Source organism: Enterobacter cloacae complex sp. HYC080_NIDB (assembly GCF_056673325.1).
Genome location: NZ_CP114212.1, coordinates 94,933 through 118,950 on the forward strand (window position 1 = coordinate 94,933; position 24,018 = coordinate 118,950).

25 protein-coding genes are annotated in these 24,018 nt (G+C 54.8%); 11 read left to right on the top strand and 14 right to left on the bottom strand.

Annotation, left to right across the window (positions count from 1 at the left end; translation table 11 throughout):
- Positions 1 to 98 precede the first annotated feature (98 nt).
- The 5 genes from fieF to O1723_RS00440 all read left to right on the top strand — a co-directional run bounded on the left by fieF (position 99) and on the right by O1723_RS00440 (position 5,577).
- The gene (fieF, locus tag O1723_RS00420; RefSeq protein WP_014885715.1) at positions 99 to 992 is read left to right on the top strand and encodes a CDF family cation-efflux transporter FieF; all 894 of its coding nucleotides are present in this window, start codon (positions 99 to 101) and stop codon (positions 990 to 992) included.
- A gap of 174 nt (positions 993 to 1,166) precedes the next feature.
- Entirely contained in the window at positions 1,167 to 2,129 is a 963-nt protein-coding gene (pfkA, locus tag O1723_RS00425) for a 6-phosphofructokinase (RefSeq protein WP_014885714.1), read from the top strand.
- A 229-nt stretch (positions 2,130 to 2,358) separates the two neighbouring features.
- Positions 2,359 to 3,348: a sulfate ABC transporter substrate-binding protein gene (locus O1723_RS00430; protein ID WP_014885713.1), complete on the top strand. Its 990-nt coding sequence runs from the start codon at positions 2,359 to 2,361 to the stop codon at positions 3,346 to 3,348.
- 107 nt (positions 3,349 to 3,455) lie between these two features.
- Entirely contained in the window at positions 3,456 to 4,199 is a 744-nt protein-coding gene (locus O1723_RS00435) for a CDP-diacylglycerol diphosphatase (RefSeq protein WP_014885712.1), read from the top strand.
- A 73-nt stretch (positions 4,200 to 4,272) separates the two neighbouring features.
- The gene (locus O1723_RS00440) at positions 4,273 to 5,577 is read left to right on the top strand and encodes an SLC13 family permease (RefSeq protein WP_014885711.1); all 1,305 of its coding nucleotides are present in this window, start codon (positions 4,273 to 4,275) and stop codon (positions 5,575 to 5,577) included.
- 81 nt (positions 5,578 to 5,658) lie between these two features.
- On the opposite strand, the gene tpiA is transcribed toward O1723_RS00440, so the two are convergent.
- The gene (gene tpiA, locus O1723_RS00445; RefSeq protein ID WP_003862019.1) at positions 5,659 to 6,426 is read right to left on the bottom strand and encodes a triose-phosphate isomerase; all 768 of its coding nucleotides are present in this window, start codon (positions 6,424 to 6,426) and stop codon (positions 5,659 to 5,661) included.
- A gap of 111 nt (positions 6,427 to 6,537) precedes the next feature.
- The gene (locus O1723_RS00450) at positions 6,538 to 7,134 is read right to left on the bottom strand and encodes a DUF1454 family protein (protein WP_014885710.1); all 597 of its coding nucleotides are present in this window, start codon (positions 7,132 to 7,134) and stop codon (positions 6,538 to 6,540) included.
- A 112-nt stretch (positions 7,135 to 7,246) separates the two neighbouring features.
- Between O1723_RS00450 and O1723_RS00455 the strand changes: the two genes are divergently transcribed.
- Entirely contained in the window at positions 7,247 to 7,666 is a 420-nt protein-coding gene (locus O1723_RS00455; protein WP_014885709.1) for a DUF805 domain-containing protein, read from the top strand.
- On the opposite strand, the gene fpr is transcribed toward O1723_RS00455, so the two are convergent.
- The 4 genes from fpr to O1723_RS00475 all read right to left on the bottom strand — a co-directional run bounded on the left by fpr (position 7,667) and on the right by O1723_RS00475 (position 12,013).
- Positions 7,667 to 8,413, bottom strand: coding sequence for a ferredoxin--NADP(+) reductase (gene fpr, locus O1723_RS00460; protein ID WP_014885708.1), 747 nt, complete (start codon positions 8,411 to 8,413; stop codon positions 7,667 to 7,669).
- A 96-nt stretch (positions 8,414 to 8,509) separates the two neighbouring features.
- Positions 8,510 to 9,520: a class II fructose-bisphosphatase gene (gene glpX, locus O1723_RS00465; RefSeq protein WP_023331601.1), complete on the bottom strand. Its 1,011-nt coding sequence runs from the start codon at positions 9,518 to 9,520 to the stop codon at positions 8,510 to 8,512.
- A gap of 117 nt (positions 9,521 to 9,637) precedes the next feature.
- Positions 9,638 to 11,146: a glycerol kinase GlpK gene (glpK, locus tag O1723_RS00470; protein WP_014885706.1), complete on the bottom strand. Its 1,509-nt coding sequence runs from the start codon at positions 11,144 to 11,146 to the stop codon at positions 9,638 to 9,640.
- Positions 11,147 to 11,167: 21 nt separating this feature from the next.
- Positions 11,168 to 12,013: an MIP/aquaporin family protein gene (locus O1723_RS00475; protein ID WP_248191074.1), complete on the bottom strand. Its 846-nt coding sequence runs from the start codon at positions 12,011 to 12,013 to the stop codon at positions 11,168 to 11,170.
- Between the two features lie 399 nt (positions 12,014 to 12,412).
- On the opposite strand from O1723_RS00475, the gene zapB reads away from it, so the two are divergent.
- From zapB to O1723_RS00490, 3 genes are all read left to right on the top strand, one after another.
- Positions 12,413 to 12,652 carry a septal ring assembly protein ZapB gene (gene zapB / locus O1723_RS00480; RefSeq protein ID WP_008501806.1) on the top strand — a complete coding sequence of 80 codons (240 nt, stop codon included), beginning with the start codon at positions 12,413 to 12,415 and terminating at the stop codon, positions 12,650 to 12,652.
- A gap of 93 nt (positions 12,653 to 12,745) precedes the next feature.
- The gene (locus tag O1723_RS00485; protein WP_248191075.1) at positions 12,746 to 13,414 is read left to right on the top strand and encodes a hypothetical protein; all 669 of its coding nucleotides are present in this window, start codon (positions 12,746 to 12,748) and stop codon (positions 13,412 to 13,414) included.
- Positions 13,411 to 13,800, top strand: coding sequence for a fibroblast growth factor (locus tag O1723_RS00490; RefSeq protein WP_023336469.1), 390 nt, complete (start codon positions 13,411 to 13,413; stop codon positions 13,798 to 13,800). The genes O1723_RS00485 and O1723_RS00490 overlap by 4 nt, the downstream gene beginning before the upstream one ends.
- Before the next feature lie 41 nt (positions 13,801 to 13,841).
- Here O1723_RS00490 and rraA read toward each other — a convergent pair whose 3' ends face one another.
- The 7 genes from rraA to priA form a co-directional block, all read right to left on the bottom strand.
- Positions 13,842 to 14,327: a ribonuclease E activity regulator RraA gene (rraA, locus tag O1723_RS00495; protein WP_014885702.1), complete on the bottom strand. Its 486-nt coding sequence runs from the start codon at positions 14,325 to 14,327 to the stop codon at positions 13,842 to 13,844.
- Positions 14,328 to 14,419: 92 nt separating this feature from the next.
- Positions 14,420 to 15,340: a 1,4-dihydroxy-2-naphthoate polyprenyltransferase gene (gene menA, locus O1723_RS00500; RefSeq protein ID WP_014885701.1), complete on the bottom strand. Its 921-nt coding sequence runs from the start codon at positions 15,338 to 15,340 to the stop codon at positions 14,420 to 14,422.
- A gap of 68 nt (positions 15,341 to 15,408) precedes the next feature.
- Entirely contained in the window at positions 15,409 to 16,743 is a 1,335-nt protein-coding gene (gene hslU, locus O1723_RS00505; RefSeq protein WP_010436948.1) for an HslU--HslV peptidase ATPase subunit, read from the bottom strand.
- A gap of 9 nt (positions 16,744 to 16,752) precedes the next feature.
- Positions 16,753 to 17,283, bottom strand: coding sequence for an ATP-dependent protease subunit HslV (gene hslV, locus O1723_RS00510; protein ID WP_008501802.1), 531 nt, complete (start codon positions 17,281 to 17,283; stop codon positions 16,753 to 16,755).
- A 94-nt stretch (positions 17,284 to 17,377) separates the two neighbouring features.
- On the bottom strand, positions 17,378 to 18,367 hold the full coding sequence (ftsN, locus tag O1723_RS00515) for a cell division protein FtsN (RefSeq protein WP_014885700.1): 990 nt from the start codon (positions 18,365 to 18,367) through the stop codon (positions 17,378 to 17,380).
- Between the two features lie 93 nt (positions 18,368 to 18,460).
- Entirely contained in the window at positions 18,461 to 19,486 is a 1,026-nt protein-coding gene (cytR, locus tag O1723_RS00520) for a DNA-binding transcriptional regulator CytR (protein ID WP_014885699.1), read from the bottom strand.
- A 119-nt stretch (positions 19,487 to 19,605) separates the two neighbouring features.
- Positions 19,606 to 21,801 carry a primosomal protein N' gene (gene priA, locus O1723_RS00525; protein WP_014885698.1) on the bottom strand — a complete coding sequence of 732 codons (2,196 nt, stop codon included), beginning with the start codon at positions 21,799 to 21,801 and terminating at the stop codon, positions 19,606 to 19,608.
- A gap of 200 nt (positions 21,802 to 22,001) precedes the next feature.
- Between priA and rpmE the strand changes: the two genes are divergently transcribed.
- Entirely contained in the window at positions 22,002 to 22,214 is a 213-nt protein-coding gene (gene rpmE, locus O1723_RS00530; protein WP_003862040.1) for a 50S ribosomal protein L31, read from the top strand.
- A gap of 48 nt (positions 22,215 to 22,262) precedes the next feature.
- Here the strand turns inward: rpmE and metJ are convergent, their stop codons facing one another.
- A complete protein-coding gene (gene metJ, locus O1723_RS00535) occupies positions 22,263 to 22,580 on the bottom strand; it encodes a met regulon transcriptional regulator MetJ (RefSeq protein WP_006179183.1) in 318 nt (105 codons plus the stop codon).
- Positions 22,581 to 22,855: 275 nt separating this feature from the next.
- On the opposite strand from metJ, the gene metB reads away from it, so the two are divergent.
- Positions 22,856 to 24,016 carry a cystathionine gamma-synthase gene (metB, locus tag O1723_RS00540; protein WP_014885697.1) on the top strand — a complete coding sequence of 387 codons (1,161 nt, stop codon included), beginning with the start codon at positions 22,856 to 22,858 and terminating at the stop codon, positions 24,014 to 24,016.
- Positions 24,017 to 24,018 lie beyond the last annotated feature (2 nt).

A 24,018-nucleotide genomic window follows, 5' to 3' on the forward strand; every position in this document is an offset into this window, starting at 1 on the left:
GTTTTTTTTGCCCCGCATTCTGATTTGTTAACCGTTTATTCATCCTCCGTCCCCCTATGCTTCCGTTATACTAGCGGCAAGACATGACAGGAGCGTTTATGAATCAATCCTATGGAAGGCTGGTAAGCCGGGCCGCTATTGCGGCAACCGTTGTGGCGTCTGGCCTCTTACTGATTAAAATCTTTGCCTGGTGGTATACCGGTTCGGTCAGTATTCTGGCGGCGCTGGTGGATTCGCTAATGGATATTGCCGCCTCGCTGACCAACCTGCTGGTAGTGCGCTATTCACTGCAGCCCGCGGATGAAGAGCACACGTTTGGGCATGGAAAAGCGGAGTCGCTGGCCGCGCTGGCGCAAAGCATGTTTATTTCCGGTTCTGCACTGTTCCTGTTTTTGACCGGCATTCAGCATCTCGTCTCGCCGACACCGATGAACGATCCCGGCGTGGGCGTAGTGGTGACGGTCGTTGCACTTATAAGCACACTTGTTCTGGTAACGTTCCAGCGCTGGGTGGTTCGCAAAACGCAAAGCCAGGCTGTACGGGCGGATATGCTTCATTATCAATCTGATGTTATGATGAATGGGGCAATTCTTATTGCGCTGGGCCTGGCCTGGTATGGCTGGCACCGGGCCGATGCGCTATTTGCGTTAGGTATCGGCATCTATATTTTGTATAGCGCCTTACGGATGGGGTATGACGCGGTGCAATCGTTGCTTGACCGAGCCCTTCCGGACGCAGAACGCAATGAAATTTTTTCTCTTGTGACCTCCTGGCCTGGCGTCAGCGGTGCACACGATCTTCGAACGCGGCAGTCAGGGCCGACCCGCTTTATTCAGATTCATATTGAAATGGAAGACAACCTGCCACTGGTACAGGCTCACGTGATTGCTGAGCAGGTCGAGCAGGCAATTTTGCAGCGTTTTCCTGGTTCAGATGTCATTATTCACCAGGATCCCTGCTCGGTTGTACCCGGACACGTGGGGCTTTCGTAATTGGTTGTAAAAAAGTGAGCCAGGCCAGCATTTTGTGTATAAATTACCGCCATTTGGTCTGACCTGAATCAATTCAGCTGGAAGGGATTGATATACTATTTGCAGTATTCGTTGGTCGATAAGTTTCTTCCGGCAACAGATTTCAATTTTGCATTCCTAAGTTCAGAGGTAGTCATGATTAAGAAAATCGGTGTGTTGACAAGCGGCGGTGATGCGCCGGGCATGAACGCGGCAATTCGTGGTGTTGTCCGTGCAGCGCTGACGGAAGGTCTGGAAGTTTTTGGTATCTATGATGGTTACCTGGGTCTGTATGAAGATCGTATGGTTCAGCTCGACCGTTACAGCGTGTCCGACATGATTAACCGTGGCGGTACCTTCCTTGGGTCTGCGCGCTTCCCGGAATTCCGTGACGAACACATCCGTGAAGTGGCTATCGAGAACATGAAAAAACGCGGTCTGGACGCGCTGGTGGTTATCGGCGGTGACGGCTCTTACATGGGTGCAAAACGTCTGACCGAAATGGGTTTCCCGTGCATCGGTCTGCCGGGCACCATCGACAACGACATCAAAGGTACTGACTACACTATCGGCTTCTTTACTGCACTGGGTACCGTTGTTGAAGCGATCGACCGTCTGCGCGATACCTCGTCTTCTCACCAGCGTATCTCTATCGTTGAAGTGATGGGGCGTTACTGCGGTGACCTGACCCTGGCCGCGGCGATTGCCGGTGGTTGTGAGTTCGTGGTGGTTCCGGAAGTGGAATTCAGCCGTGAAGATCTGGTCGCTGAAATCAAAGCCGGCATCGCGAAAGGTAAAAAACACGCGATCGTGGCTATCACCGAACACATCTGTGACGTTGACGAGCTGGCGAAGTACATCGAAGCCGAAACCAAGCGCGAAACCCGCGCGACCGTACTGGGTCATATCCAGCGTGGCGGTTCCCCTGGCCCTTACGACCGCATTCTGGCGTCCCGCATGGGCGCGTACGCTATCGATCTGCTGCTGCAGGGTCACGGCGGCCGTTGCGTCGGTATTCAGAACGAAAAACTGGTTCACCATGACATCATCGACGCGATTGAAAACATGAAGCGTCCGTTCAAAGGTGACTGGCTGGACTGCGCGAAAAAACTGTACTGATCGGCTCTGTTGCCCGGTGGCAAGGTAAATGCAAAACGGTAACCCTTGGGTTACCGTTTTTTATGTTTGCTCCCTCTCCCGTGGGAGAGGGTTGGGGTGAGGGCATCTGGCTGCTCACATTCTTCTTTTTATTCCTCTACGTTATAGCCAATCTTTTTTTATTCTTTAATCATCGAATCGCTTTCTGGCACGCTGCATTCATCAAAACACTACACAAGAGAGCCGGGCGATGAATAAATGGGGCGTGGGTTTAACATTATTGCTGGCATCGACCAGCGTTCTGGCGAAGGATATCCAGTTACTGAACGTGTCTTACGACCCGACGCGTGAGCTGTACGAGCAGTACAACAAAGCATTTGCGGCGCACTGGAAACAGGAAACTGGCGACAATGTCGTGGTTCGCCAGTCTCACGGCGGCTCCGGTAAACAGGCGACCTCCGTCATCAACGGTATCGAAGCCGACGTGGTGACCCTTGCGCTGGCCTACGATGTCGACGCCATTGCCGAGCGTGGTCGTATCGACAAAAACTGGATCAAACGCCTGCCGGATAACTCTGCGCCATACACCTCGACCATCGTCTTCCTGGTACGTAAAGGCAACCCGAAACAGATTAAAGACTGGAACGACCTGGTAAAACCGGGCGTGTCAGTGATTACACCAAACCCGAAAAGCTCCGGCGGCGCTCGCTGGAACTACCTGGCGGCCTGGGGTTACGCGCTGCATCACAACAACGGTGACCAGGCCAAAGCGCAGGAGTTCGTGAAAGCGCTGTACAAAAACGTCGAAGTGCTGGACTCCGGCGCGCGTGGCGCCACCAACACCTTCGTCGAGCGCGGTATCGGCGACGTGCTGATCGCATGGGAAAACGAAGCCCTGCTGGCCACCCACGAGCTGGGCAAAGACAAGTTCGAGATTGTGACCCCAGGTGAGTCTATTCTTGCCGAGCCGACTGTTTCCGTGGTCGACAAAGTGGTTGATAAGAAAGGGACAAAAGCGGTGGCGGAAGCCTACCTGAAATATCTCTACTCGCCTGAAGGCCAGGAAATTGCGGCGAAAAACTACTATCGTCCACGCGATGCGGCTGTTGCGAAGAAATATGAAGGGGAATTCCCGAAACTGAAACTCTTCACCATTGATGATGTGTTCGGCGGCTGGACGAAAGCGCAGAAAGAGCACTTCTCTAATGGCGGCACCTTCGATCAGATTAGCCAGCGCTAAGCGTTATCAAACGGCACGGTGACCCGGTGTGAGAAATCCACCGGGTTTTTTATTTGGTCATCATTTTGCGTTACTCTTTCGCCTCTATCGAAAACAGGGAACGCGTTGTGAAAAAAATTATCTTATTGATCCTTATTATCATCGCCCTTGCCGCTGGCGGCGTGTACTGGATAAAAGCGGGTAATCCGAATGCGTTGCGTCATATCGTTCTCGACCAGTGCCTGCCTAATCAACTGCAACACCGTAACCCGGCACCCTGCGCACAGGTGAAGCCTGATGCGGGCTATGTCGTATTTAAAGACCGCAACGGGCCGTTGCAGTATCTGCTGATGCCGACATACCGCATTAATGGAACCGAAAGCCCGCTCCTGACCGAGCCTCACACGCCAAATTTCTTCTGGCTGGCGTGGCAGTCGCGCAGCTTTATGACCCTGAAGCGGGGATCTGAGGTGCCTGACAGCGCCATTTCACTGACGATTAACTCGCCGACTGGCCGTACGCAGAACCATTTCCATATTCATATCTCCTGTCTGCGCCCGGACGTACGTGAGAAACTCAATGCGGCACAGGGCGACATTAGCACCCAGTGGCTACCTCTGCCCGGTGGGCTGGAGGGGCACGAGTATCTTGCCCGACGGGTAACGGAGAATGAACTGGTCCAGCGCAGCCCGTTTATGATGCTGGCGGAAGAGCTACCCGAAGCGCGCGACCACATGGGGCGCTTTGCGCTGGCGATGGCGCAGCAGTCGGATGGTTCGTTTGTTTTGCTGGCGACCGAGCGAAACCTGCTCATGCTTAACCGCGCCTCGGCTGAGGAATTGCAGGATCATCAATGCACTATCCTGAAGTGACCCCACCATAAATAGCGTTTACTCGTCCTGCCTGTCGCCGTAGACTTGCTGAAAAAATCTACAGGAGACAGGTATGTCGCTCTGGTTATCTCATCCTCTGCTGCTGCCTTCGTTGATTGTTGGCGTCACCATCGTGCTATGGGCGACGTCGCTATTGCCAGAATTTATCACCGCGCTGCTGTTTTTCACGGCAGCGATGGCCGCCAGAATTGCCCCGCCGGAAGTCATTTTCGGCGGCTTTGCCTCGTCGGCTTTCTGGCTGGTATTCAGCGGTTTTGTACTGGGGGTGGCGATCCGTAAAACCGGTCTGGCTGACAGGGCCGCCCGGGCGCTGTCAGCAAAGCTTACCGATTCCTGGATATTGATGGTGGCGAGTGTGGTGCTGCTGAGCTATGCGTTGGCGTTTGTGATGCCGTCGAATATGGGGCGTATTGCGCTGCTGATGCCGATTGTTGCGGCGATGGCGAAACGTGCCGGTATCCCTGACGGTTCCCGCGCCTGGTTTGGTCTGGCGCTGGCCGTGGGGTTCGGCACTTTTCAGCTCTCGGCAACTATCCTGCCTGCTAACGTCCCTAACCTGGTGATGAGCGGTGCGGCGGAAGGCTCGTACGGCATCCACCTGAACTATGTTCCGTATCTGCTGCTGCACACCCCGGTGCTGGGCATTCTCAAAGGGCTGATCCTGATTGGCCTCATCTGCTGGTTATTCCCCGGCAGCCCAAAACCGCCGAAGGATCTGGCGCCATCTGAACCCATGGGGCAGGATGAAAAGCGCCTCGCCTGGCTGCTGGCGGTGGTGCTGGTGATGTGGGTCACGGAGAGCTGGCATGGTATTGGGCCGGCATGGACTGGGCTGGCGGCGTCCGTCATCGTTATGCTGCCGCGCGTTGGTTTTATCACCGGGGAAGAGTTTTCTGCGGGGGTGAATATGCGTACTTGTCTCTATGTTGCAGGCATTCTTGGGCTGGCCATCGTGGTGACGCAAACCGGTATCGGTACGGCGGTGGGCGAAGCGTTGCTCCGCATTATGCCGCTGGACGCAGACAAACCGTTCACCAGTTTCCTGGCGCTGACCGGTATCACCACCGCGCTCAACTTCATTATGACTGCCAACGGCGTTCCGGCGCTGTATACCACCCTGGCACAGAGCTTCTCAGATGCCACCGGCTTCCCGCTGCTGTCGGTGATTATGATTCAGGTACTGGGTTATTCCACGCCGCTGCTGCCGTATCAGGCGTCGCCGATTGTTGTGGCGATGGGGCTAGGGAAGGTGCCTGCAAAGGCGGGGATGATGCTCTGTCTGGCGCTGGCCGTTGCGACGTACCTGGTGCTGCTGCCGCTGGATTATCTGTGGTTTAGCTTGCTGGGGAAAGTGTAGTCCGCGCAACCCTCTCCCGAAGGGAGAGGGAGGAGAAGAGCGTAGGGCGGGTTAGCGAAGCGCCACCCGCCGCAAAGGCAATTACGCCTGTTTAGCCGCTTCTGCCGCTTTAACGATCACCGCGAAAGCGTCAGCTTTCAGGGATGCACCGCCAACCAGCGCGCCATCGATGTCTGGCTGGGTGAACAACTCAGCAGCGTTGGATGCGTTTACGGAACCGCCGTACTGGATAATCACTTGCTCAGCCACTTTCGCGTCGGCTTTTGCAATGTGGTCACGGATGAATTTGTGCACGGCCTGAGCCTGCGCTGGCGTTGCAGATTTGCCGGTACCGATCGCCCAGACTGGCTCGTAAGCAATGACTGCACCTTCGAACGCTGCTGCGCCCTGCGTTTTCAGAACCGCGTCGATCTGACGTGCGCACACTTCTTCGGTTTTGCCCGCTTCGTTTTCTGCTTCGGTTTCACCGATGCACAGAACCGGGATCAGACCCTGCTCTTTCAGCACAGCGAATTTCTTCGCGATGAACTCGTCGGATTCTTTGTGGTAGGTGCGACGCTCTGAGTGGCCGATGATGATGTATTTTGCGCCGATATCTTTCAGCATTTCAGCGGAAGTTTCACCGGTGAACGCGCCAGACAGGTTAACGTCAACGTTCTGTGCACCCAGAATGATGTGGCTGCCGTCAGCGGCGCGTTTAGCCAGATCCAGGTACATATCCGGCGGAGCGATAGCAACCGCGCAGCCCGTTACGCCAGCCAGCTCTTTACGCAGGTTCGCAACCAGCTCGTTTACCATGTGGCGGCTGCCGTTCAGTTTCCAGTTACCCATCACTAAAGGATGTCGCATTTCAATTCTCCACGCTAAATAAGCGAATTAAGGAATATGGCCGCCCTGTCGGGCAGCATGGTCTGTGAATCAGTATAGAGATTTTCCCTCGAAAGGCTTTGCTTTTTGTCATTAATTCGCCCCGCCGAGGGTGTCAGAAAGCGCCAGCTTAATCGGTTCAACTGCGAAGGTCAGTCCTTTTTCGCCGTTATCCGCCACCACATAGCGAATTGCCCCTTCAGTTGTGGCGTAGTACCGCTTGTTTTTACCCGCGGCCAGCAGCTTTTGCAGCTTTTGCTGGCTTTGCTTTTTCGTCAGCGCGGGCGTAAACGCCTGTAATACCGCGCTCATGTACTCCTGCGCCTTCGTTTTTGCCGCTTTCTGCTCTGGGCCCTGGATCGGTAGCCAGGTGATTTGCATGCTTTTGATTTTTAACGTCCCACGCTCCAGCGCCGTGGAGGCATACAAGTTTTCGTTTATCTTGCTCGCCGCGCGGGTCAGGGTTGGGGTATCACGAGAGCTATCAATCGCGCGAAACTCATCCAGCGGCAACGTAGGGTTGGTCTGATTGAAGGTTTCACGAAACTGACTGATGGATTGATCGAACGACGGCGCGCCTGCCAGCAAATAGGGTGCCGTGGTAGGGGCCGACGTGTCGGCGGCGTGCAGCGGAAAACCCGCGCCAAGCATCGCTATACACAGGAAGAGAGTGTGTGCCGAACTTTTCATCAACATTGCCCCTGGCCGTAAGTGCTCATGATTAAAACGATATCTGCCCGGCTTGTCAAAAGGTCACAACTCCAGGGTAAAATGCGGACTAAATGATAATAAGGAACCTTACATGACCATACAGCAGTGGCTGTTTTCATTCAAAGGGCGTATCGGACGCCGTGATTTCTGGGTCTGGATGGCGACGTGGGTTGTCGCCATGCTGCTTCTGTTTTTCGTTGCGTACAATGCCTGGTTGAGCACGCAAACGGCGGCTTTTGCGCTGGTCTGTTTGCTGTGGCCAACGGCGGCCGTGGTGGTGAAGCGTCTTCACGATCGTGGCCGTTCCGGCGCGTGGGCCTTTCTGATTATTCTGGCGTGGATGCTGGTCGCAGGGAACTGGGGGATGCTGCCGTCCATTCTTCCCTGGGTGGTGGGCAGACTGCTGCCGTCCGTTATCTTCGTGATGATGATTGTCGATCTGGGCGCGTTTATCGGCACCCAGAGCGAAAATAAATACGGTAAAGACACCCTTGAGGTGAAGTACCGCTGATCACCAGTAGTGTTCTGCGGTCATATGACCCGGTCGGCGGCGAAGATGTTTCGTCATCTGCCGGGTATCCTTCAGAAGCTGTTGCGTATCCCGAACCATCTGCGGGTTACCACACAGCATGACGTGGCTGGTGTCTGCAGTCATCGGCAAACCCACTGCGTTTTCCAGCACACCACTCTCAATTAACGCCGGCACGCGACCGGTCAGCGTACCTGCTACGGTTTCGCGGCTGACGACGGTCTGAATTTTCAGCTTCCCGCCATATCGCTGTTCCAGCGCCTGCATCTGCGGCAAGTAGCTCAGGTCTGCGGCGTAGCGCGCAGCATGCACCAGCACGATGTTTTTAAAGCGCTCAAGGTCTTTGCCATATTGCAGAATGGAGAGGTAGGGGCCAATGGCCGTGCCGGTTGCCAGCATCCATAGCGTGTCACAATCAGGGATCTCTTCGAGTACAAAGAAACCTGCTGCTTCACTCACAATTTGCACATCGTCACCGGGCTTAAGGGCGGCAAGGCGCGGGCTGAGTTTGCCGTCCGGGACGGTCACCAGATAGAACTCAAGATCCGGATTATCCGGCGCGTTAACGTAAGAGTAGGCGCGCTGCACGCGTTCGCCGTCGACATCCAGCCCCAGCTTCGCAAATTGCCCGGCCTTAAACGGGTGAACGGGAGCATGCAGGGTGAGACTAAATAGCGCATCGGTCCAGAACTCTATCTTTGTGACTTTACCTGTTACCCAGTCCGCCATGATCTTCTCCTGTGCTGTTTCTCTGTTCTATCTTCCGTACTTGTGGGAAACATTTCCAGCCCCTTCGGGCCGGAAAGCTCTATCGATCAAACGGTTTTACAGAATGTGCGTCTGTACGTCCGGGTCTTTACGATCGAGATAGTGGATGGACTGAATGCGGCGAATGGTGCGCGATTTACCGCGGATCAGCAGCGTTTCGGTGGTCGCCATATTGCCCTTGCGGGTGATGCCGTCCAGCAGGTCACCTTTGGTGATGCCGGTGGCGGAGAAGACAACGTTGTCGCTGCGTGCCATTTCATTCAGCGCGAGAACCTTATTGGCTTCGATACCCATTGCTTCGCAGCGCGCCAGCTCGTTTTCACCGATACGGCGGTTCTCGTCGCTGTCGCCTTTCACCTCATGCCGAGGCAGCAGGCGCGCCTGCATATCGCCGTCCAGCGCGCGGATCACCGCCGCCGAGACCACGCCCTCCGGCGCACCGCCGATGCCGTACAGCACGTCTACTTCGCTGTCCGGCATGCAGGTCAGAATTGAGGCGGCAACATCGCCATCCGGAATGGCAAACACGCGCACGCCGAGCTTTTGCATCTGCGCGATGGTGGCGTCGTGGCGCGGTTTTGCCAGAATCGTCACGGTCAGTTCACTCAGGGGTTTGCCCAAAGCTCTGGCGATGTTGCGCAGGTTCTCTTCCAGCGGCAGGCTGAGGTCGATTGCGCCCTTCGCACCAGGACCGACTATCAGCTTTTCCATGTACATATCCGGCGCGTTAAGGAAGCAGCCTTTATCGCCCACGGCCAGAACCGCAAGCGCGTTGGCCTGGCCCATCGCCGTCATGCGGGTGCCTTCAATCGGGTCTACGGCGATATCCACCGCATCGCCTTTGCCGGTACCGACTTTTTCACCGATATAGAGCATTGGCGCTTCGTCGATCTCGCCTTCGCCAATGACGATAGTGCCGTCGATGTTGACCTGGTTAAGTACAATGCGCATGGCATGGACAGCAGCTCCGTCCGCGGTATTTTTGTCGCCACGCCCCAGCCATTTATAGCCTGCGAGGGCGGCCGCTTCGGTGACGCGGGAAAACTCGATAGCAAGTTCACGTTTCATGAGGTACTCGTGCAATCAAAAAGAATTGCACGAAGTTTATCACAGAGTGGGGAGGGGAGAGGGGACCGGTGCTGTCTGGGCCCCTCTCCCTCTCCTCATGGGAGAGGGAATATAGGATTACTCGTCGTGCTCTTCCCACGCCAAGGCGCGCTTCACTGCTTTCTTCCAGCCGCTGTAGCGGAAGTTGCGCTCGGTGGTTTCGATGCCCGGGCGGAACTCGCGTTCGATAACCGCTTTTTCCTGCAGCTCGTCCAGGTTCTGCCAGAAGCCTACCGCCAGACCGGCAAGATACGCCGCACCCAGCGCCGTGACTTCACGCACTTCAGGGCGCTCAACGCGGGTACCCAGAATGTCGGACTGGAACTGCATCAGGAAGTTATTCGCTACCGCACCGCCGTCCACGCGCAGGGCGTGCAGACGAATGCCGGAGTCTGCCTGCATCGCTTCCAGCACGTCGCGCGTCTGGTAGGCAATGGATTCCAGGGTGGCGCGAATAATGTGGTTCGAGTTCACACCACGCGTCAGACCGAAAATCGCACCGCGTGCATAGGGATCCCAGTACGGTGCGCCCAGGCCGGTGAACGCTGGCACCACGTACACACCGTTGGTGTCCTTCACTTTGGTCGCAAAGTATTCGGAGTCGAAGGCATCGCTAATCAGCTTCATCTCGTCACGCAGCCACTGAATAGACGCACCCGCCATAAACACCGCACCTTCCAGGGCGTAGTTCACTTCACCGCGAGGGCCGCAGGCGATGGTGGTCAGCAGGCCGTTTTCTGATTTCACCGCTTTCTCACCGGTATTCATCAGCATAAAGCAGCCGGTGCCGTAGGTGTTCTTCGCCATCCCTTCTTTGACGCACAGCTGGCCGAACAGTGCCGCCTGCTGGTCACCGGCGATACCGGCGATAGGAATACGGGTGCCGCCTTTACCGCCAATGTTGGTCTGACCGTAGACTTCTGAAGACTTGCGCACTTCAGGCAGCATCGCGCGTGGGATATCCAGCGCGTCCAGCATCTTGTCATCCCACTCCAGGGTGTTGATGTTGAACAGCATGGTACGCGAGGCGTTGGTGTAGTCGGTAACGTGAACGCGTCCCTGGGTCATCTTCCAGATAAGCCAGGTATCAACGGTCCCGAACAGCAGCTCGCCGCGTTTTGCACGCTCGCGTGAACCTTCCACGTGGTCGAGGATCCACTTCACTTTGGTGCCGGAGAAGTACGGGTCAACCACCAGACCGGTGGCGCTGCGCACGTACTCTTCCATCCCGTCACGCTTCAGCTGTTCACAGATTTCTGAGGTACGGCGGCACTGCCAGACAATAGCGTTGTAGATAGGCTTACCGGTTTCGCGTTCCCAGACAATCGTCGTTTCACGCTGGTTGGTAATACCGATAGCGGCAATCTCGTCGGAACTGATATCGGCTTTCGCCAGTACTTCAACCAGCGTTGAGCTTTGTGAAGCCCAGATCTCCATTGGGTCATGTTCTACCCAGCCTGGACGAGGGTAAATTTGCTCAAATTCACGTTGAGACACGCTGACAATGTTCGCGTCATGATCCATTACGACAGCGCGGGAGCTGGTAGTGCCCTGGTCGAGCGCAACGATATATTTTTTTTCGGTCATGGTATGTGTCCCGTAGTCAGATTACAGCGAAGCTTTTTGTTGTGCGGTAGAAGTCGTTTGCTTCTCCTCTTCCACACAGGTGTCGCACGGTAAGTGGCGACCAATTAATTTGCGGTAGCTAAACGCGCCCAGCGCGGCCCCAACCACCGGCGCAAAAAGCGGTACCAGGAAGTAAGGGATATCTTTCCCGCCAGTAAAGGCCACGTCGCCCCATCCCGCGATAAACGCGAAGGCTTTCGGTCCGATATCACGCGCCGGGTTCATCGCAAACCCGGTCAGCGGGCCCATGGATGCGCCGATCACCGCAATCAGCAGACCAATCAGCAAGGGGGCCAGCGGGCCACGCGGAATGCCGTTTCCGTCGTCGGTCAGCGCCAGGATAACGCCCATCAGAATAGCGGTAATCACCATTTCAACTGCGAACGCCTGCACAAAATTGATATGCGGGTTTGGATAGGTTGAGAAGATGCCTGCCAGATCCAGACTTTCGACGCTGCCGCGCACCATATGATGCGTCTGTTCGAAGTCGATGAAAAGATTGTAATAAAGCCCGTAAACTAACGCCGCTGCACAAAACGCGCCGGCAAACTGAGAAAGAATGAAGGGAACAACTTTGCGTCCGTCGAAGCACGCGAACAGCCACAGTGCGATAGTCACCGCCGGGTTAAGATGTGCACCAGAAACCCCTGCAGTCAGGTAGATGGCCATCGCCACGCCCAGACCCCAGATGATACTGATTTCCCACTGACCAAAACTGGCACCCGCCACTTTCAGTGCAGCGACACAGCCCACTCCGAAGAATATCAACAACCCGGTACCAAGGAACTCGGCAATGCACTGGCCTTTTAAGGTTGATGTCTGACTCATAATCGGAATCCTGAAGAAATTGATGTTTATTGTTAGCGTGGTCGCCCGTGACAGCCACGATGCCCTGTAGACATAGTGTTAATTTATCGTTAACGAGCAAAAACGAGAAATATCGAAATCAAAATGTGTGGTCTGTGTCAATAAAATGAGCGTTTTCGCGCCATAAAGCGCGTTTTTGCATCAGTAATGGAATGTGAGCTGAATCATTTCATTAACGAATGAGTTAACAACTTAGTGGTATATGCCGCGAACGCACCAGGACGAGACCGAAAAGTGTTGCAAACCGCGATCTGCGCGGCGTGTCGCTGGACACAGAGCGCCGCGCTCCATACAATCGATGGAATATGTCGTGCGCGTTTACGTTAAAGCGTCGCCTTGCAATTCAGGAGAGGTAGCATCATGTCTTTAGAAGTGTTTGAGAAACTGGAATCGAAAGTACAGCAGGCGATTGACACCATCACGCTGCTGCAAATGGAAATTGAAGAGCTGAAAGAGAAAAACAACAGCCTGGCGCAGGAAGTGCAGAACGCGCAGCACAGCCGCGAAGAACTGGAGCGTGAAAACAACCAGCTGCGCGAACAGCAGAACGGCTGGCAGGATCGCCTGCAGGCGCTGCTGGGACGTATGGAAGAAGTGTAATTCCGAATTCGTACAAAAGGCACGCTAAATGCGTGCCTTTTTTATTCCATCGAAATAGACTCGCTTGATACGACAACTCACACGGAACGCGAGATGACGAAACGAAGCGATATTATTGATAATTCAGATCGATACATAAGCCGTGATACGCCTAAAGGTCTCATCTATACAGAAAATTTAGGATGGATCGATCTTGGCCATGCTAACCCAGCAGGAGCCGAAAGGTTGTGGCAGCAAATGGTTATCCCGCATGGCGGAGATGACACATGGTTCGAAGTCAATTATCACCAGAGTATGTCCACTCATTTTGCTGGAATAAGCATTACTACCGGTATATACAGACGATTTTTAGTCCGCCGAGGACTTAGTGAGCGTGTTTTACAGGGTGTGGCACTATCAATATTGATGGCGACATCTCATCAGTTTGAATCAATTCAGGACTTCTGGCCTTATATTGTTTTAACCGATAGTGGATATAGCGCTGAAGATCTTGTTTCAAATTTATTCGGTTTTTGCCAGGCGGTGAATTATGCGGATTATACTTCTTTTCTGAATATATGTCTGAAAGAGAAAGCGTACCGCATTTGGGACCATTATGGACCCGTGGGTGAATACAAAAATAAAAGCGTGCTTCCTCTTCTGTTTCCTGATCCTTATGAAAAAAAAGATAATCTTAGACCTTACCAGGGAAATTTACCTGCATTTATGAGTTCGATCACACCTCAGGCTAATCCAGCGTACGTTCGTGAGTTAACCTTATGAAAATATCGAAGCTGTTTCTTATTAGTTTTTTTTTAATTGTGATAGGGGCAGGGTACATATTTTGGGCTGCACGAGTTTTTGTACCAGAATGTTATACACAAAACGATTTTTTCCGTTATCATCTAATGACCCCCGATCTTGTTAAAAGGGTTCCTAGAGTATCGAACCGCTGGTATTTCCTGAGTCAGACAGATGAGGGAAGTGGTTTAAGAACCAATGAGATAATTTTTACAAATATAAAAGAAAGCGATGCCGATGCACTCGTTGAGCAGCTTGAGATGTGGGTGAACACTTATCCGCAACGCCACGAAATGATCAGTGTTTCAGTAGAGAAATCAAACGGGGATTTGGAGATACGAGTTATTCACTATGATATGGATGAATAAAAATGAAGAAGGCCATCTGAACATCAAATGGCCTTCCTGGTTTACTCAATATCCAGCGGATCTTCCGAAAGAATAATCCCGGTGTTATCAGCGTACAGATGGTCGCCGGAGAAGAAGGTCACGCCGCCAAAATTGACGCGGACGTCGCTTTCACCGATACCGTCACCTGCTGCGCCTACCGGAATGGCCGCAATCGCCTGAATCCCGATATCCAGGTCTTCGAGATCGTCCACCTGGCGCACGGAACCGTACACCACAATGCCTTCCCACTCGTTCTGCACGGCAATGCCGGCCAGCTCTGCATCTATCAGAGCGCGACGCACGGAACCGCCGCCATCGACGACCAAAACGCGGCCACGACCGTTCTGTTCGAGCAGATCATACAGCAACCCGTTGTCCTCGAAACATTTCACCGTGACGATTTGTCCGCCAAACGACGACCGTCCACCAAAGTTGGAGAACAGCGGTTCAACGACGTTGACATCTTCCTGGTAGATGTCACAAAGCTCGGAGGTATCGTATTTCATAGGTTTACCGCTCAGTTGCTGCGAATGTGTTCAGTATATCGTGCTAAATGCGTTGTTGGCAAAATCATCAATTGTTAATTGATATTTGTCAGCTAACTGAGCGTCTGGCTTAAGACAATCCCAATGACGAACAACAGGTTAGTCAGCAGGGCGCCTTTTACCGTTCGTTCCAGCATCGGCGGCATCGCGGCCGGGCTAAGTTCACGCATGACGAAGCGGGCCTGCTTAATCAGCAGCGGCGCGGCGAGTATAAACAGCCAGCCCCATACGCTGTGCAGTGAGATCAGATTAAACAGCGCCAGACAAACCAGGGCACCAATCAGCAGGCAGGCATGATAGCGGCGCGCATTGACCGGCCCCAGACGTACCGCGAGCGTATTTTTACCGTTCTCACGGTCGCTGTCGATATCGCGCAGGTTATTTATGTTGAGTACCGCCGTCGCCAGCAGACCGCAGGCGGTTGCGGGCAGGAAAAGGGCAGGGATAACGGTATGCACCTGCAGGTACCAACTCCCCATCACGCTCAGCCAGCCGAAGAACACCAGCACGGAGATATCCCCGAGGCCAATATACCCGTAAGGACGCGTACCGACGGTGTAGGTAATGGCCGCGATAATTGCGAGCAAGCCCAGCACCAGGAAGCCGATGAAGTCGCTGGTGGTTTTCGAGGCGACCGTCACCAGTGCCAGACCCGATAAACAAATCAGTACCACGGTGATAATCAGCGCGCGCTTCATCTGTGCCTGGGTAATCACCCCTTTCTGCATCCCGCGCAGCGGTCCGATACGGTCAGGTTTGTCACTGCCTTTCACCGCATCACCGTAGTCGTTAGCGAGATTGGAGAGAATTTGCAGCAGCCCTGCGGTAATCAATGCCAGCGCAGCGACCAGAGGATCAAAATAACCTTGCCACCAGGCAAGTGCCGTGCCGACGATAATGGCGGCAAAGGCCAGAGGAAGCGTTTTAGGGCGTAGACTTTCGAGCCACGCCTGAGTACGGCTGATATCAGTCATAAGTATTTAGCCAATAAAAATGGGGGCATTAGCCCCCATTAACGGTGATGAGAATGCAATAACCGCGATTATAGGATAAAACGGCTAAGATCTTCATCTGCCACTAACGCATCAAGATGTTTGCTCACATATTCAGCGTCAATGGTAATGGTTTGACCGTTAAGGTCGCTCGCATCATAAGAGATATCCTCCACCAGGCGTTCCAGCACGGTGTGCAGACGACGCGCACCGATGTTTTCGGTGGTTTCGTTAACCTGCCACGCGGCCTGGGCGATACGTTTGATACCGTCTTCGGTGAACTCCAGGTTCACGCCTTCGGTCGCCATCAGCGCTTTGTACTGTACGGTCGCAGAGGCGTTTGGCTCGGTCAGGATGCGTTCGAAATCTTCGGTGGTCAGCGCCTGCAGTTCAACGCGGATCGGCAGACGACCCTGCAGTTCCGGGATCAGGTCAGACGGGCTGGCAACCTGGAACGCGCCGGAAGCGATAAACAGGATGTGGTCCGTTTTCACCATACCGTGCTTGGTGGAGACGGTGCAGCCTTCAACCAGCGGCAGCAGGTCGCGCTGAACGCCTTCACGGGACACGTCCGGGCCGGAGCTGTTGCCGCCGCGCTTACAAATCTTGTCGATTTCGTCGATGAACACGATGCCGTGCTGCTCAACCGCGTCGATAGCATCCTGCTTCAGCTCTTCCGGGTTCACCAGCTTCGCCGCTTCTTCTTCAATCAGCAGCTTCATCGCATCTTTGATTTTCAGCTTACGTGCTTTCTGCTTCTGGCCGCCCAGGTTCTGGAACATGGACTGCAGCTGGCTGGTCATCTCTTCCATGCCAGGAGGTGCCATGATTTCTACACCCATTGGCGCGGCAGCAAGATCGATCTCAATCTCTTTATCATCCAGCTGGCCTTCACGCAGTTTTTTGCGGAATGCCTGACGCGCGGCAGACGGTTCAGCCTGCTGCTCAGCCTGGCCCCAGTTGTTTTTCGCCGGTGGGATCAGCACGTCGAGAATGCGCTCTTCGGCCATCTCTTCCGCGCGATAGCGGTTTTTCTCAATCGCCTGGACGCGCACCATTTTGATCGCCGAATCGGTCAGATCGCGGATGATGGAGTCCACTTCTTTACCCACATAGCCCACTTCGGTGAACTTGGTGGCTTCGACTTTGATGAAAGGCGCGTTCGCCAGCTTCGCCAGACGACGGGCAATTTCGGTTTTACCGACACCGGTTGGGCCGATCATCAGAATGTTTTTCGGCGTCACTTCATGGCGCAGCTCTTCGTCAAGCTGCATACGACGCCAGCGGTTACGCAGAGCGATAGCCACGGAGCGCTTGGCGTTATCCTGGCCGATAATGTGTTTGTTCAGTTCGCTGACAATTTCGCGTGGGGTCATTTCAGACATGGGAGATCCTTACGCTTTGGAGGTCAATTCTTCGATGGTGTGGTTATGGTTGGTATAGATGCAGATATCACCTGCAATATCCAACGCCTTCACCGCGATATCACGTGCGTTCATGTCGGTATTTTCCAACAGCGCGCGGGCTGCAGCCTGGGCATAAGGGCCGCCAGAGCCGATGGCAATCAGGTCATTCTCCGGCTGAATAACGTCACCGTTACCGGTGATGATCAGCGAAGCGGTTTCATCGGCTACCGCCAGCAGCGCTTCGAGCTTGCGCAGCATACGGTCGGTACGCCAGTCTTTTGCCAGCTCAACGGCCGCTTTCACCAGATGACCCTGGTGCATCTCAAGCTTGCGTTCAAACAGTTCAAACAGCGTGAAGGCATCAGCTGTACCGCCTGCAAAACCGGCGATCACTTTGTCGTTATAGAGACGACGGACTTTCTTCACGTTGCCTTTCATGACGGTATTACCCAGCGTGGCCTGGCCATCACCGGCGATTACCACATGGCCGTTACGGCGTACACTTACTATTGTTGTCACGAGCAGACCCCCTGGTTACAAATTCGGGAAACAGAAGCCCTGAGCCTGTGCTCAGGGCTGAATTAAATGATAGATGGGGGAGATTTTGGGGGTTTCAACCCCCGGAGGCGAGTCGAATGCAGTTTGTGTGGCCGGCCACTTTCAAACGAGAAAGGGTGCCATCGGCGTTTTCTTTGCCTTTGACCGGGCCAATCACCACGCGGTTCCAGCCGTTATTGGTGGTAATGCGTGAATCAAACCCTTCAAATGCCAGCTGAGCACGCACGGTTTCGGCCTGCTCCGCACCTTTAAACGAACCGCACTGTACCATCCAGCGACGTTCGTCTTTTTTCTCCGCCGTCTGCTTCGGCGCTTCGGTCTCTTTGGTCACCGGCGCAGCCTGCTGCGTTTTAGGCTGCTGTGCAGTGGTATGCGCTGGCGTCTGGAGCAGATCCTGATACGGTTGAGCCGCCTGTTTTTGCGGCTGTGCTTTTGGCTGCTGCTGAACAGGCTGAGATTGTACCGTACGCGTCTGCTGCTGCGGTTGCTGGTAAGGCTGTGCCTTCGGCTGCTGTACCGGCTGAGTTTGCGTCCACTGCTGCTGTTGCTGCTGCTGAATTTGAGCCTGACGCTGACGCTGCAACTGCAACGTTTGCTGACGCTGCGCTGGCGTTTGTTCATTCCATGGCACTTCGTTCAGCTGCGTCGGCTGCTGGCGCATATCGGCCTGCATTTGTGCCAGCAACTGGCGCTGCTCGTCCGTCAGCTGATCGGCATTCTTCACCTCGCCACCGGCAGAGGGCTCGGTAGGCGCACGCACGCCAGGCTGGCGGCTTTCCAGCTCTTTGATATAGCGCCAGCGCTCTTCAGGTTTCGGAGGAAGGCCATTACCGGCCACTTTACTGGCCTGAAGCGCCTCGGACTCTTCCTTTTTATGGTGCGTGATGAAGTACAGACCACCAATAAAGGCGACGACAACAGCCGCAGCAATAGCGACCATTGCTGGCGAGACAGCAGGCAGGCTACGTTGCTTTTTCCTTGAGCTACTCTTTTTGCGTCGCGAAGGTGCCGGCTGGCCGCGACGTACATAATCTCGTTGTGCCACTATCGTTTCGCTGTATTTATTCGTTCGTCAGCCCGCCATGTTACTTAAGCGGCGGGGCTTTGACCAGATAAGGGTGTCCTAAAGACGTTTACGTTAAGTCAATGCCTGGGTAGAGCCCCGGACTATCAGTTCGCAGTCCAGCAACCGCGAGCCGCTGCTAACTGTTTGACCGTGAAGCTGATCCAGCAGAAGCAGCATCGCTTCGCGACCGATTTGATAGCGCGGTTGCGCGACCGTTGAGAGCGGCGGATCGCAAAATTCTGAAAGCGAAATATTATCGAATCCGATGATGGATAAATCTTTCGGTATGCGCAGGCCGCGGCGTTTGGCGTATGATAACGCGCCCAGCGCCATCACGTCGCTGTGACAAAATACGGCGGTGGGCGGTTCAGGCAGGTCCAGAAGCTTCTCCAGCGCCTGGCCACCGGCTGCGAAGGTAAAATCACCGCGGGCAATGTAGTGCGGATCGACGGTAACGCCAGTACGGCGCAGTGCCTGAACGTAGCCCTGCAGGCGGTAGTGGCACAGCGGCATCTCTTCTGGCCCGGCAATACAGCCAATGCGCTTATGCCCCAGCTCCTGAAGATAGTTCACCGCGTTGAATGCGGCGGTGAGGTTATCGATATGGACCGTCGGCAACTCCAGTTCAGGGGCAAACTCGTTAGCCATGACCATCGGCGGTAAATTACGCTGCTCTTCAATGCTGGCGTCAAACGGCAGGCGCGAGCCAAGCAGCAGCATGCCATCGATCTGCTTGGTGATAATAAGGTCGATAAAGGTCTTTTCCTGCTGGTTCTGATGGGCGCAGTCGCCAATCAACACCAGATACCCTTGTTCCGCCGCCGTCACTTCGATACCGCGGATAATCTCACTGAAGAAGGGATCGCAGATGTCCGGCACAATCACAAGGATTGTGCGTGATTCATTGCGTTTGACGTTGCGCCCCATCGCCTGTGGGAAATAACCCACTTCAAGCGCAGCCTGCTCTACCCGGTTGCGGGTCGCCTGGGAGACTTTATCCGGGTTCATTAATGCGCGGGACACGGTTGCCGTTGAGACTTGTGCTTTCTCGGCAACGTCTTTCATGGTCGCCGTGGCAACCTCTTTCCTGGACTTCAACGTCTTCTCCTCGCCTGAACACCGAACTTCTGACATCACCATTTTTACAGATAGTTAATGGAATCGGTTACAGAATTTTCATAAAAAGTGTGAGGAGCGTTAAATTTTTCGATCCGTCTTCAGCCTTCGATGGGATCGACGTCCAGTACCCACTTCACTTTACGTGCTTCAGGCAGGGTGTTGATCAGCGCCAGCGTGCCGCTAACAATGTGCTGTAAACGGATCCGCGAAGGATGCTGGAGCAAAATTTGCCAGCGGAAACGTCCGCCGCGTTTCGGCGCCAGCGCCGGTACCGGACCCAGGATCCACAGCTGATTATCCACCAGGGGGCTGGCCTGCAGGAGATTTCTCAGCTGCTGCAGGAAAAGCGGTGCCTGCTGGTTGTTATGATCTTCCGCGCGGATGATGACGTGGCTGGTCCACGGTGGCAGTTGCATGGTCTGTCGTTCGGCCAGCGCCTGCTCGGCAAAAGCGTCATAGCCTTTGTGCAGCAGGGTTTGCAGCAGCGGGTGCTCAGGGTGGTGCGTCTGCAGAACCACTTCGCCCTGTTTGCCTGCGCGCCCTGCCCGTCCGGCCACCTGGGTATAGAGCTGGGCAAAACGCTCGGCCGCGCGGAAATCCGCAGAGAACAGCGCGCCGTCCACGTCCAGCAGGGCGACCAGCGTGACGTCCGGGAAGTGGTGCCCTTTTGCCAGCATTTGGGTACCAATCAGAATGCGCGCCCCGCCGCGATGTACTTCCGCGAGCTGCTGTTCCAGCGCGCCCTTGCGGCTGGTGGTGTCTCTGTCGATACGAGAGATTGGAACGTCAGGGAAGAAGGGCGCCAGCGCCTGCTCAAGCTGTTCCGTTCCTAGTCCGACCGGCACGATATGCGTTGACCCGCACGATGGACACTGGCGCGGCACCGGACGCTGGCTGTCGCAGTGGTGACAACGCAGGTGGCGCTGTGCCTGATGGAAGGTGTAGTAGTGGTCACAGCGTGGGCATTCCGCAATCCAGCCGCAGTCGTGGCACAGCAGGGCGGGGGCAAATCCGCGGCGGTTGAGGAACAGAATTACCTGGTTGCCCGCCTGCAAATGCTGACGCATGCGGGTAATCAATGCGGGTGCTAGCCCGGCCTGAACCTGCTGACCTTTTAGATCGAGCACGTGCTGAATGGCCGGACGGGCATTCCCGGCACGGCGCGTCAGACGCAGCATATGATATTTGCGCTGGCGCACGTTGTGCAGGGTTTCGAGCGCAGGGGTGGCGGAGCCGAGAATGATCGGAATTTGCTCGCTGTGGGCGCGATAAACTGCCAGATCGCGGGCATGGTAGCGCCAGCCTTCCTGTTGCTTATAGGAGCTGTCGTGCTCTTCGTCGATCACGATCACGCCAAGATTTTTAAACGGCGTAAACAGCGACGAGCGGGTGCCGATCACAATCGCCGCTTCGCCATTTTTCGCTTTCAGCCAGGCGCTGAGGCGTTCGCTGTCGTTCAGACCGGAGTGCAGGACCTCAACCGGCGCGTTAAAGCGCTCGCGGAATCGAGCGATGGTTTGAGGGGTTAAGCCAATTTCCGGCACCATGACCAGCGCCTGTTTGCCCTGCGCGAGCACGTTTTCCAGCACGCTCAGATACACTTCGGTCTTACCGGAACCGGTGACGCCCGCCAGCAGCCAGGCAGAAAAATTGTCCGAGGCGCTGTGAATGGCGCCGACCGCGGTGGCCTGTTCGGTATTCAGGCGCAGACGATCCCCTGAAACGGAGAAGCCGTCGCGCCAGTCGTGAAGGGCTGGGGCCTGGCTTGCCAGCTCGCTCAGACCTTTCTTTCTCAGGGCCTGTAAAGCGGCTTCGCTCACCTCAAGTTCGTCGACCTGATGCCGCCAGATGTTACCCTGGCGCAGAGCGGCCAGCGCCTGCTGCTGTTTCTGCGATCGTTTGAGGCTATTAATGTCTACGGCTTGCCCTTGCTCGGTGGCAAACCAGTACCACATCGGCGCATGGCTGGCGCTCTTACCCTGGCGCAGCAGGATGGGCAGGGCGTGGAACAGGACATCCCCAATCGGATGATGGTAGTAATCAGCCGCCCACAGTAGCAGTCGCCAGGTGCTGGTGGAGTAAACCGGTTCGCTGTCCAGTACCTCAATGACCGATTTCAGCTCATTAAGGGGGAGTTCGCTTTTATCGCTGACGGAAACAACGATCCCCACACGCTGTTGTTTGCCAAACGGCACGGTCACGCGACAGCCCGCTTTGGCGCTCATGCTGTCGGGCAGCAGGTAGTCAAAGGTGCGGGGAAGCGGAACGGGCAGGGCAACGTGAGCGACGGGCATCGAATCTTCCTGACTTGAAAAGTGGCGCGTTAGTATACACATTAGTGAAAGCGGCGTGCGGATCAGTTTGCATACGTTGGTCAAATTCTGTATGATTCGCCGCCTTTGGTGTACTTTACGCCAAAGAACTTACATTCAACATCGCGTGGTGTCTGGCGTTAGGGCTGGAAGAGCGACGCGGCCTTAACTGAGGTTCTCCCATGAAAAAAGATATTCACCCGAAATACGAAATGATTACTGCAAACTGTTCTTGCGGTAACTCTATCCAGATCCGCTCCACCGTGGGTCACGATCTGAACCTGGACGTGTGCGGCAAATGCCACCCGTTCTACACTGGTAAGCAGCGTGATGTTGCAACCGGTGGCCGTGTTGACCGCTTCAACAAGCGTTTCAGCATCCCGGGCGCTAAATAAGTTTCCCGAAAAAAAGGCACCGCAAGGTGCCTTTTTTGTATCCGCTTCTCAGTATTCCCACGTATCCGGGTCAATACCCAGTTCACGCATGATCACCTTCGCCTCTTCCGGGATTTCGTCGCTACGCTCTTTGCGCAGATCGTCATCGTTTGGCAACGGTTGACCGGTAAACGCATGCAGGAACGCTTCGCACAGCAGTTCGCTATTGGTCGCGTGACGCAGGTTGTTCACCTGACGACGCGTACGTTCATCGGTGAGGATCTTCAACACCTTCAGAGGAATGGAAACCGTAATTTTCTTTACTTGCTCACTCTTCTTACCGTGCTCAGCGTATGGGCTGATATATTCGCCGCTCCATTCAGCCATGAGATACCTTTAATCCTCTCAGTCATTAATCTAAAGGTGCAAACCGGTCACTGCCCGTTTTGAACCGTAATCTTGCGTAGTTTACCGTAGACACGATACCGTGGCACGGATATTGCCGCTGCAGCGTGCACTAAAGCATATAATTTTAACGGCTATTTGCGCATTGCTCAATCTATACGCAAAGAAGTTTAGATGTCCAGATGTATTGACGTCCATAATTTGAATGTTTACTCTGGTGCCTGACTTTTCACCTCATTCGCCAGGAAGCCCTCACCATGACGCGTAAACAGGCCACTATTGCAGTGCGTAGCGGATTAAATGATGACGAGCAGTACGGCTGCGTTGTCCCGCCGATTCATCTTTCCAGTACCTACAATTTCACCGGATTTAATGAACCCCGCGCGCACGACTACTCGCGTCGTGGCAACCCTACGCGTGATGTGACCCAGCGTGCGCTGGCCGAGCTGGAAGGGGGCGCAGGGGCCGTATTGACCAACACCGGGATGTCTGCGATTCACCTGGTGACGACGGTATTTCTGAAGCCGGGCGACCTGCTGGTGGCCCCGCACGACTGCTATGGCGGCAGCTATCGCCTGTTTGATAGCCTGGCGAAACGCGGCTGCTATCGCGTGCTGTTTGTCGATCAAAACGACGAACAGGCGCTGAAACAGGCGCTGGCAGAGAAACCAAAGCTCGTTCTGGTGGAAAGTCCAAGCAATCCATTGTTGCGCGTTGTCGATATTGCGAAAATTTGTCAGCTCGCAAGGGATGCGGGAGCGATAAGTGTAGTGGATAATACATTCCTCAGTCCGGCCCTTCAGAACCCACTCGCACTGGGTGCTGATCTGGTATTGCATTCATGCACTAAATATCTGAACGGCCACTCTGACGTGGTAGCGGGCGTGGTGATTGCAAAAGATCCCGACGTTGTCACGGAACTGGCATGGTGGGCCAATAACATTGGCGTCACCGCCGGGGCGTTCGACAGCTACCTGCTGTTGCGCGGCATCCGTACGCTTTCTCCGCGTATGGAAGTGGCGCAGCGCAATGCCCAGGCCATTGTCGATTTCCTGAAAACCCAGCCGCTGGTGAAGAAGCTTTATCACCCGTCGCTGCCGGAAAACCAGGGGCACGAGATTGCCGCGCGCCAGCAGAAAGGGTTTGGCGCGATGTTAAGTTTTGAACTGGACGGCGACGAGCAAACGCTGCGTCGCTTCCTGAGCGGGCTGTCATTGTTTACGCTGGCGGAATCATTAGGTGGGGTTGAAAGCTTGATCTCCCACGCCGCAACCATGACGCACGCCGGTATGGCACCGGAAGCACGTGCCGCCGCCGGGATTTCCGAGACGCTGCTGCGTATCTCGACCGGTATTGAAGATTCTGAAGATTTAATTGCCGATCTGGAAAATGGCTTCCGGGTCGCAGCCAAGGGGTAATC

Coding starts and splice junctions, on each gene's coding strand:
- fieF (WP_014885715.1), top strand. CDS start 99: ATGAATCAATCCTATGGAAGGCTGGTAAGCCGGGCCGCTATTGCGGCA.
- pfkA (WP_014885714.1), top strand. CDS start 1,167: ATGATTAAGAAAATCGGTGTGTTGACAAGCGGCGGTGATGCGCCGGGC.
- O1723_RS00430 (WP_014885713.1), top strand. CDS start 2,359: ATGAATAAATGGGGCGTGGGTTTAACATTATTGCTGGCATCGACCAGC.
- O1723_RS00440 (WP_014885711.1), top strand. CDS start 4,273: ATGTCGCTCTGGTTATCTCATCCTCTGCTGCTGCCTTCGTTGATTGTT.
- tpiA (WP_003862019.1), bottom strand. CDS start 6,426: ATGCGACATCCTTTAGTGATGGGTAACTGGAAACTGAACGGCAGCCGC.
- O1723_RS00450 (WP_014885710.1), bottom strand. CDS start 7,134: ATGAAAAGTTCGGCACACACTCTCTTCCTGTGTATAGCGATGCTTGGC.
- O1723_RS00455 (WP_014885709.1), top strand. CDS start 7,247: ATGACCATACAGCAGTGGCTGTTTTCATTCAAAGGGCGTATCGGACGC.
- fpr (WP_014885708.1), bottom strand. CDS start 8,413: ATGGCGGACTGGGTAACAGGTAAAGTCACAAAGATAGAGTTCTGGACC.
- glpX (WP_023331601.1), bottom strand. CDS start 9,520: ATGAAACGTGAACTTGCTATCGAGTTTTCCCGCGTCACCGAAGCGGCC.
- glpK (WP_014885706.1), bottom strand. CDS start 11,146: ATGACCGAAAAAAAATATATCGTTGCGCTCGACCAGGGCACTACCAGC.
- O1723_RS00475 (WP_248191074.1), bottom strand. CDS start 12,013: ATGAGTCAGACATCAACCTTAAAAGGCCAGTGCATTGCCGAGTTCCTT.
- zapB (WP_008501806.1), top strand. CDS start 12,413: ATGTCTTTAGAAGTGTTTGAGAAACTGGAATCGAAAGTACAGCAGGCG.
- O1723_RS00485 (WP_248191075.1), top strand. CDS start 12,746: ATGACGAAACGAAGCGATATTATTGATAATTCAGATCGATACATAAGC.
- O1723_RS00490 (WP_023336469.1), top strand. CDS start 13,411: ATGAAAATATCGAAGCTGTTTCTTATTAGTTTTTTTTTAATTGTGATA.
- rraA (WP_014885702.1), bottom strand. CDS start 14,327: ATGAAATACGATACCTCCGAGCTTTGTGACATCTACCAGGAAGATGTC.
- menA (WP_014885701.1), bottom strand. CDS start 15,340: ATGACTGATATCAGCCGTACTCAGGCGTGGCTCGAAAGTCTACGCCCT.
- hslU (WP_010436948.1), bottom strand. CDS start 16,743: ATGTCTGAAATGACCCCACGCGAAATTGTCAGCGAACTGAACAAACAC.
- priA (WP_014885698.1), bottom strand. CDS start 21,801: ATGCCCGTCGCTCACGTTGCCCTGCCCGTTCCGCTTCCCCGCACCTTT.
- rpmE (WP_003862040.1), top strand. CDS start 22,002: ATGAAAAAAGATATTCACCCGAAATACGAAATGATTACTGCAAACTGT.
- metJ (WP_006179183.1), bottom strand. CDS start 22,580: ATGGCTGAATGGAGCGGCGAATATATCAGCCCATACGCTGAGCACGGT.
- metB (WP_014885697.1), top strand. CDS start 22,856: ATGACGCGTAAACAGGCCACTATTGCAGTGCGTAGCGGATTAAATGAT.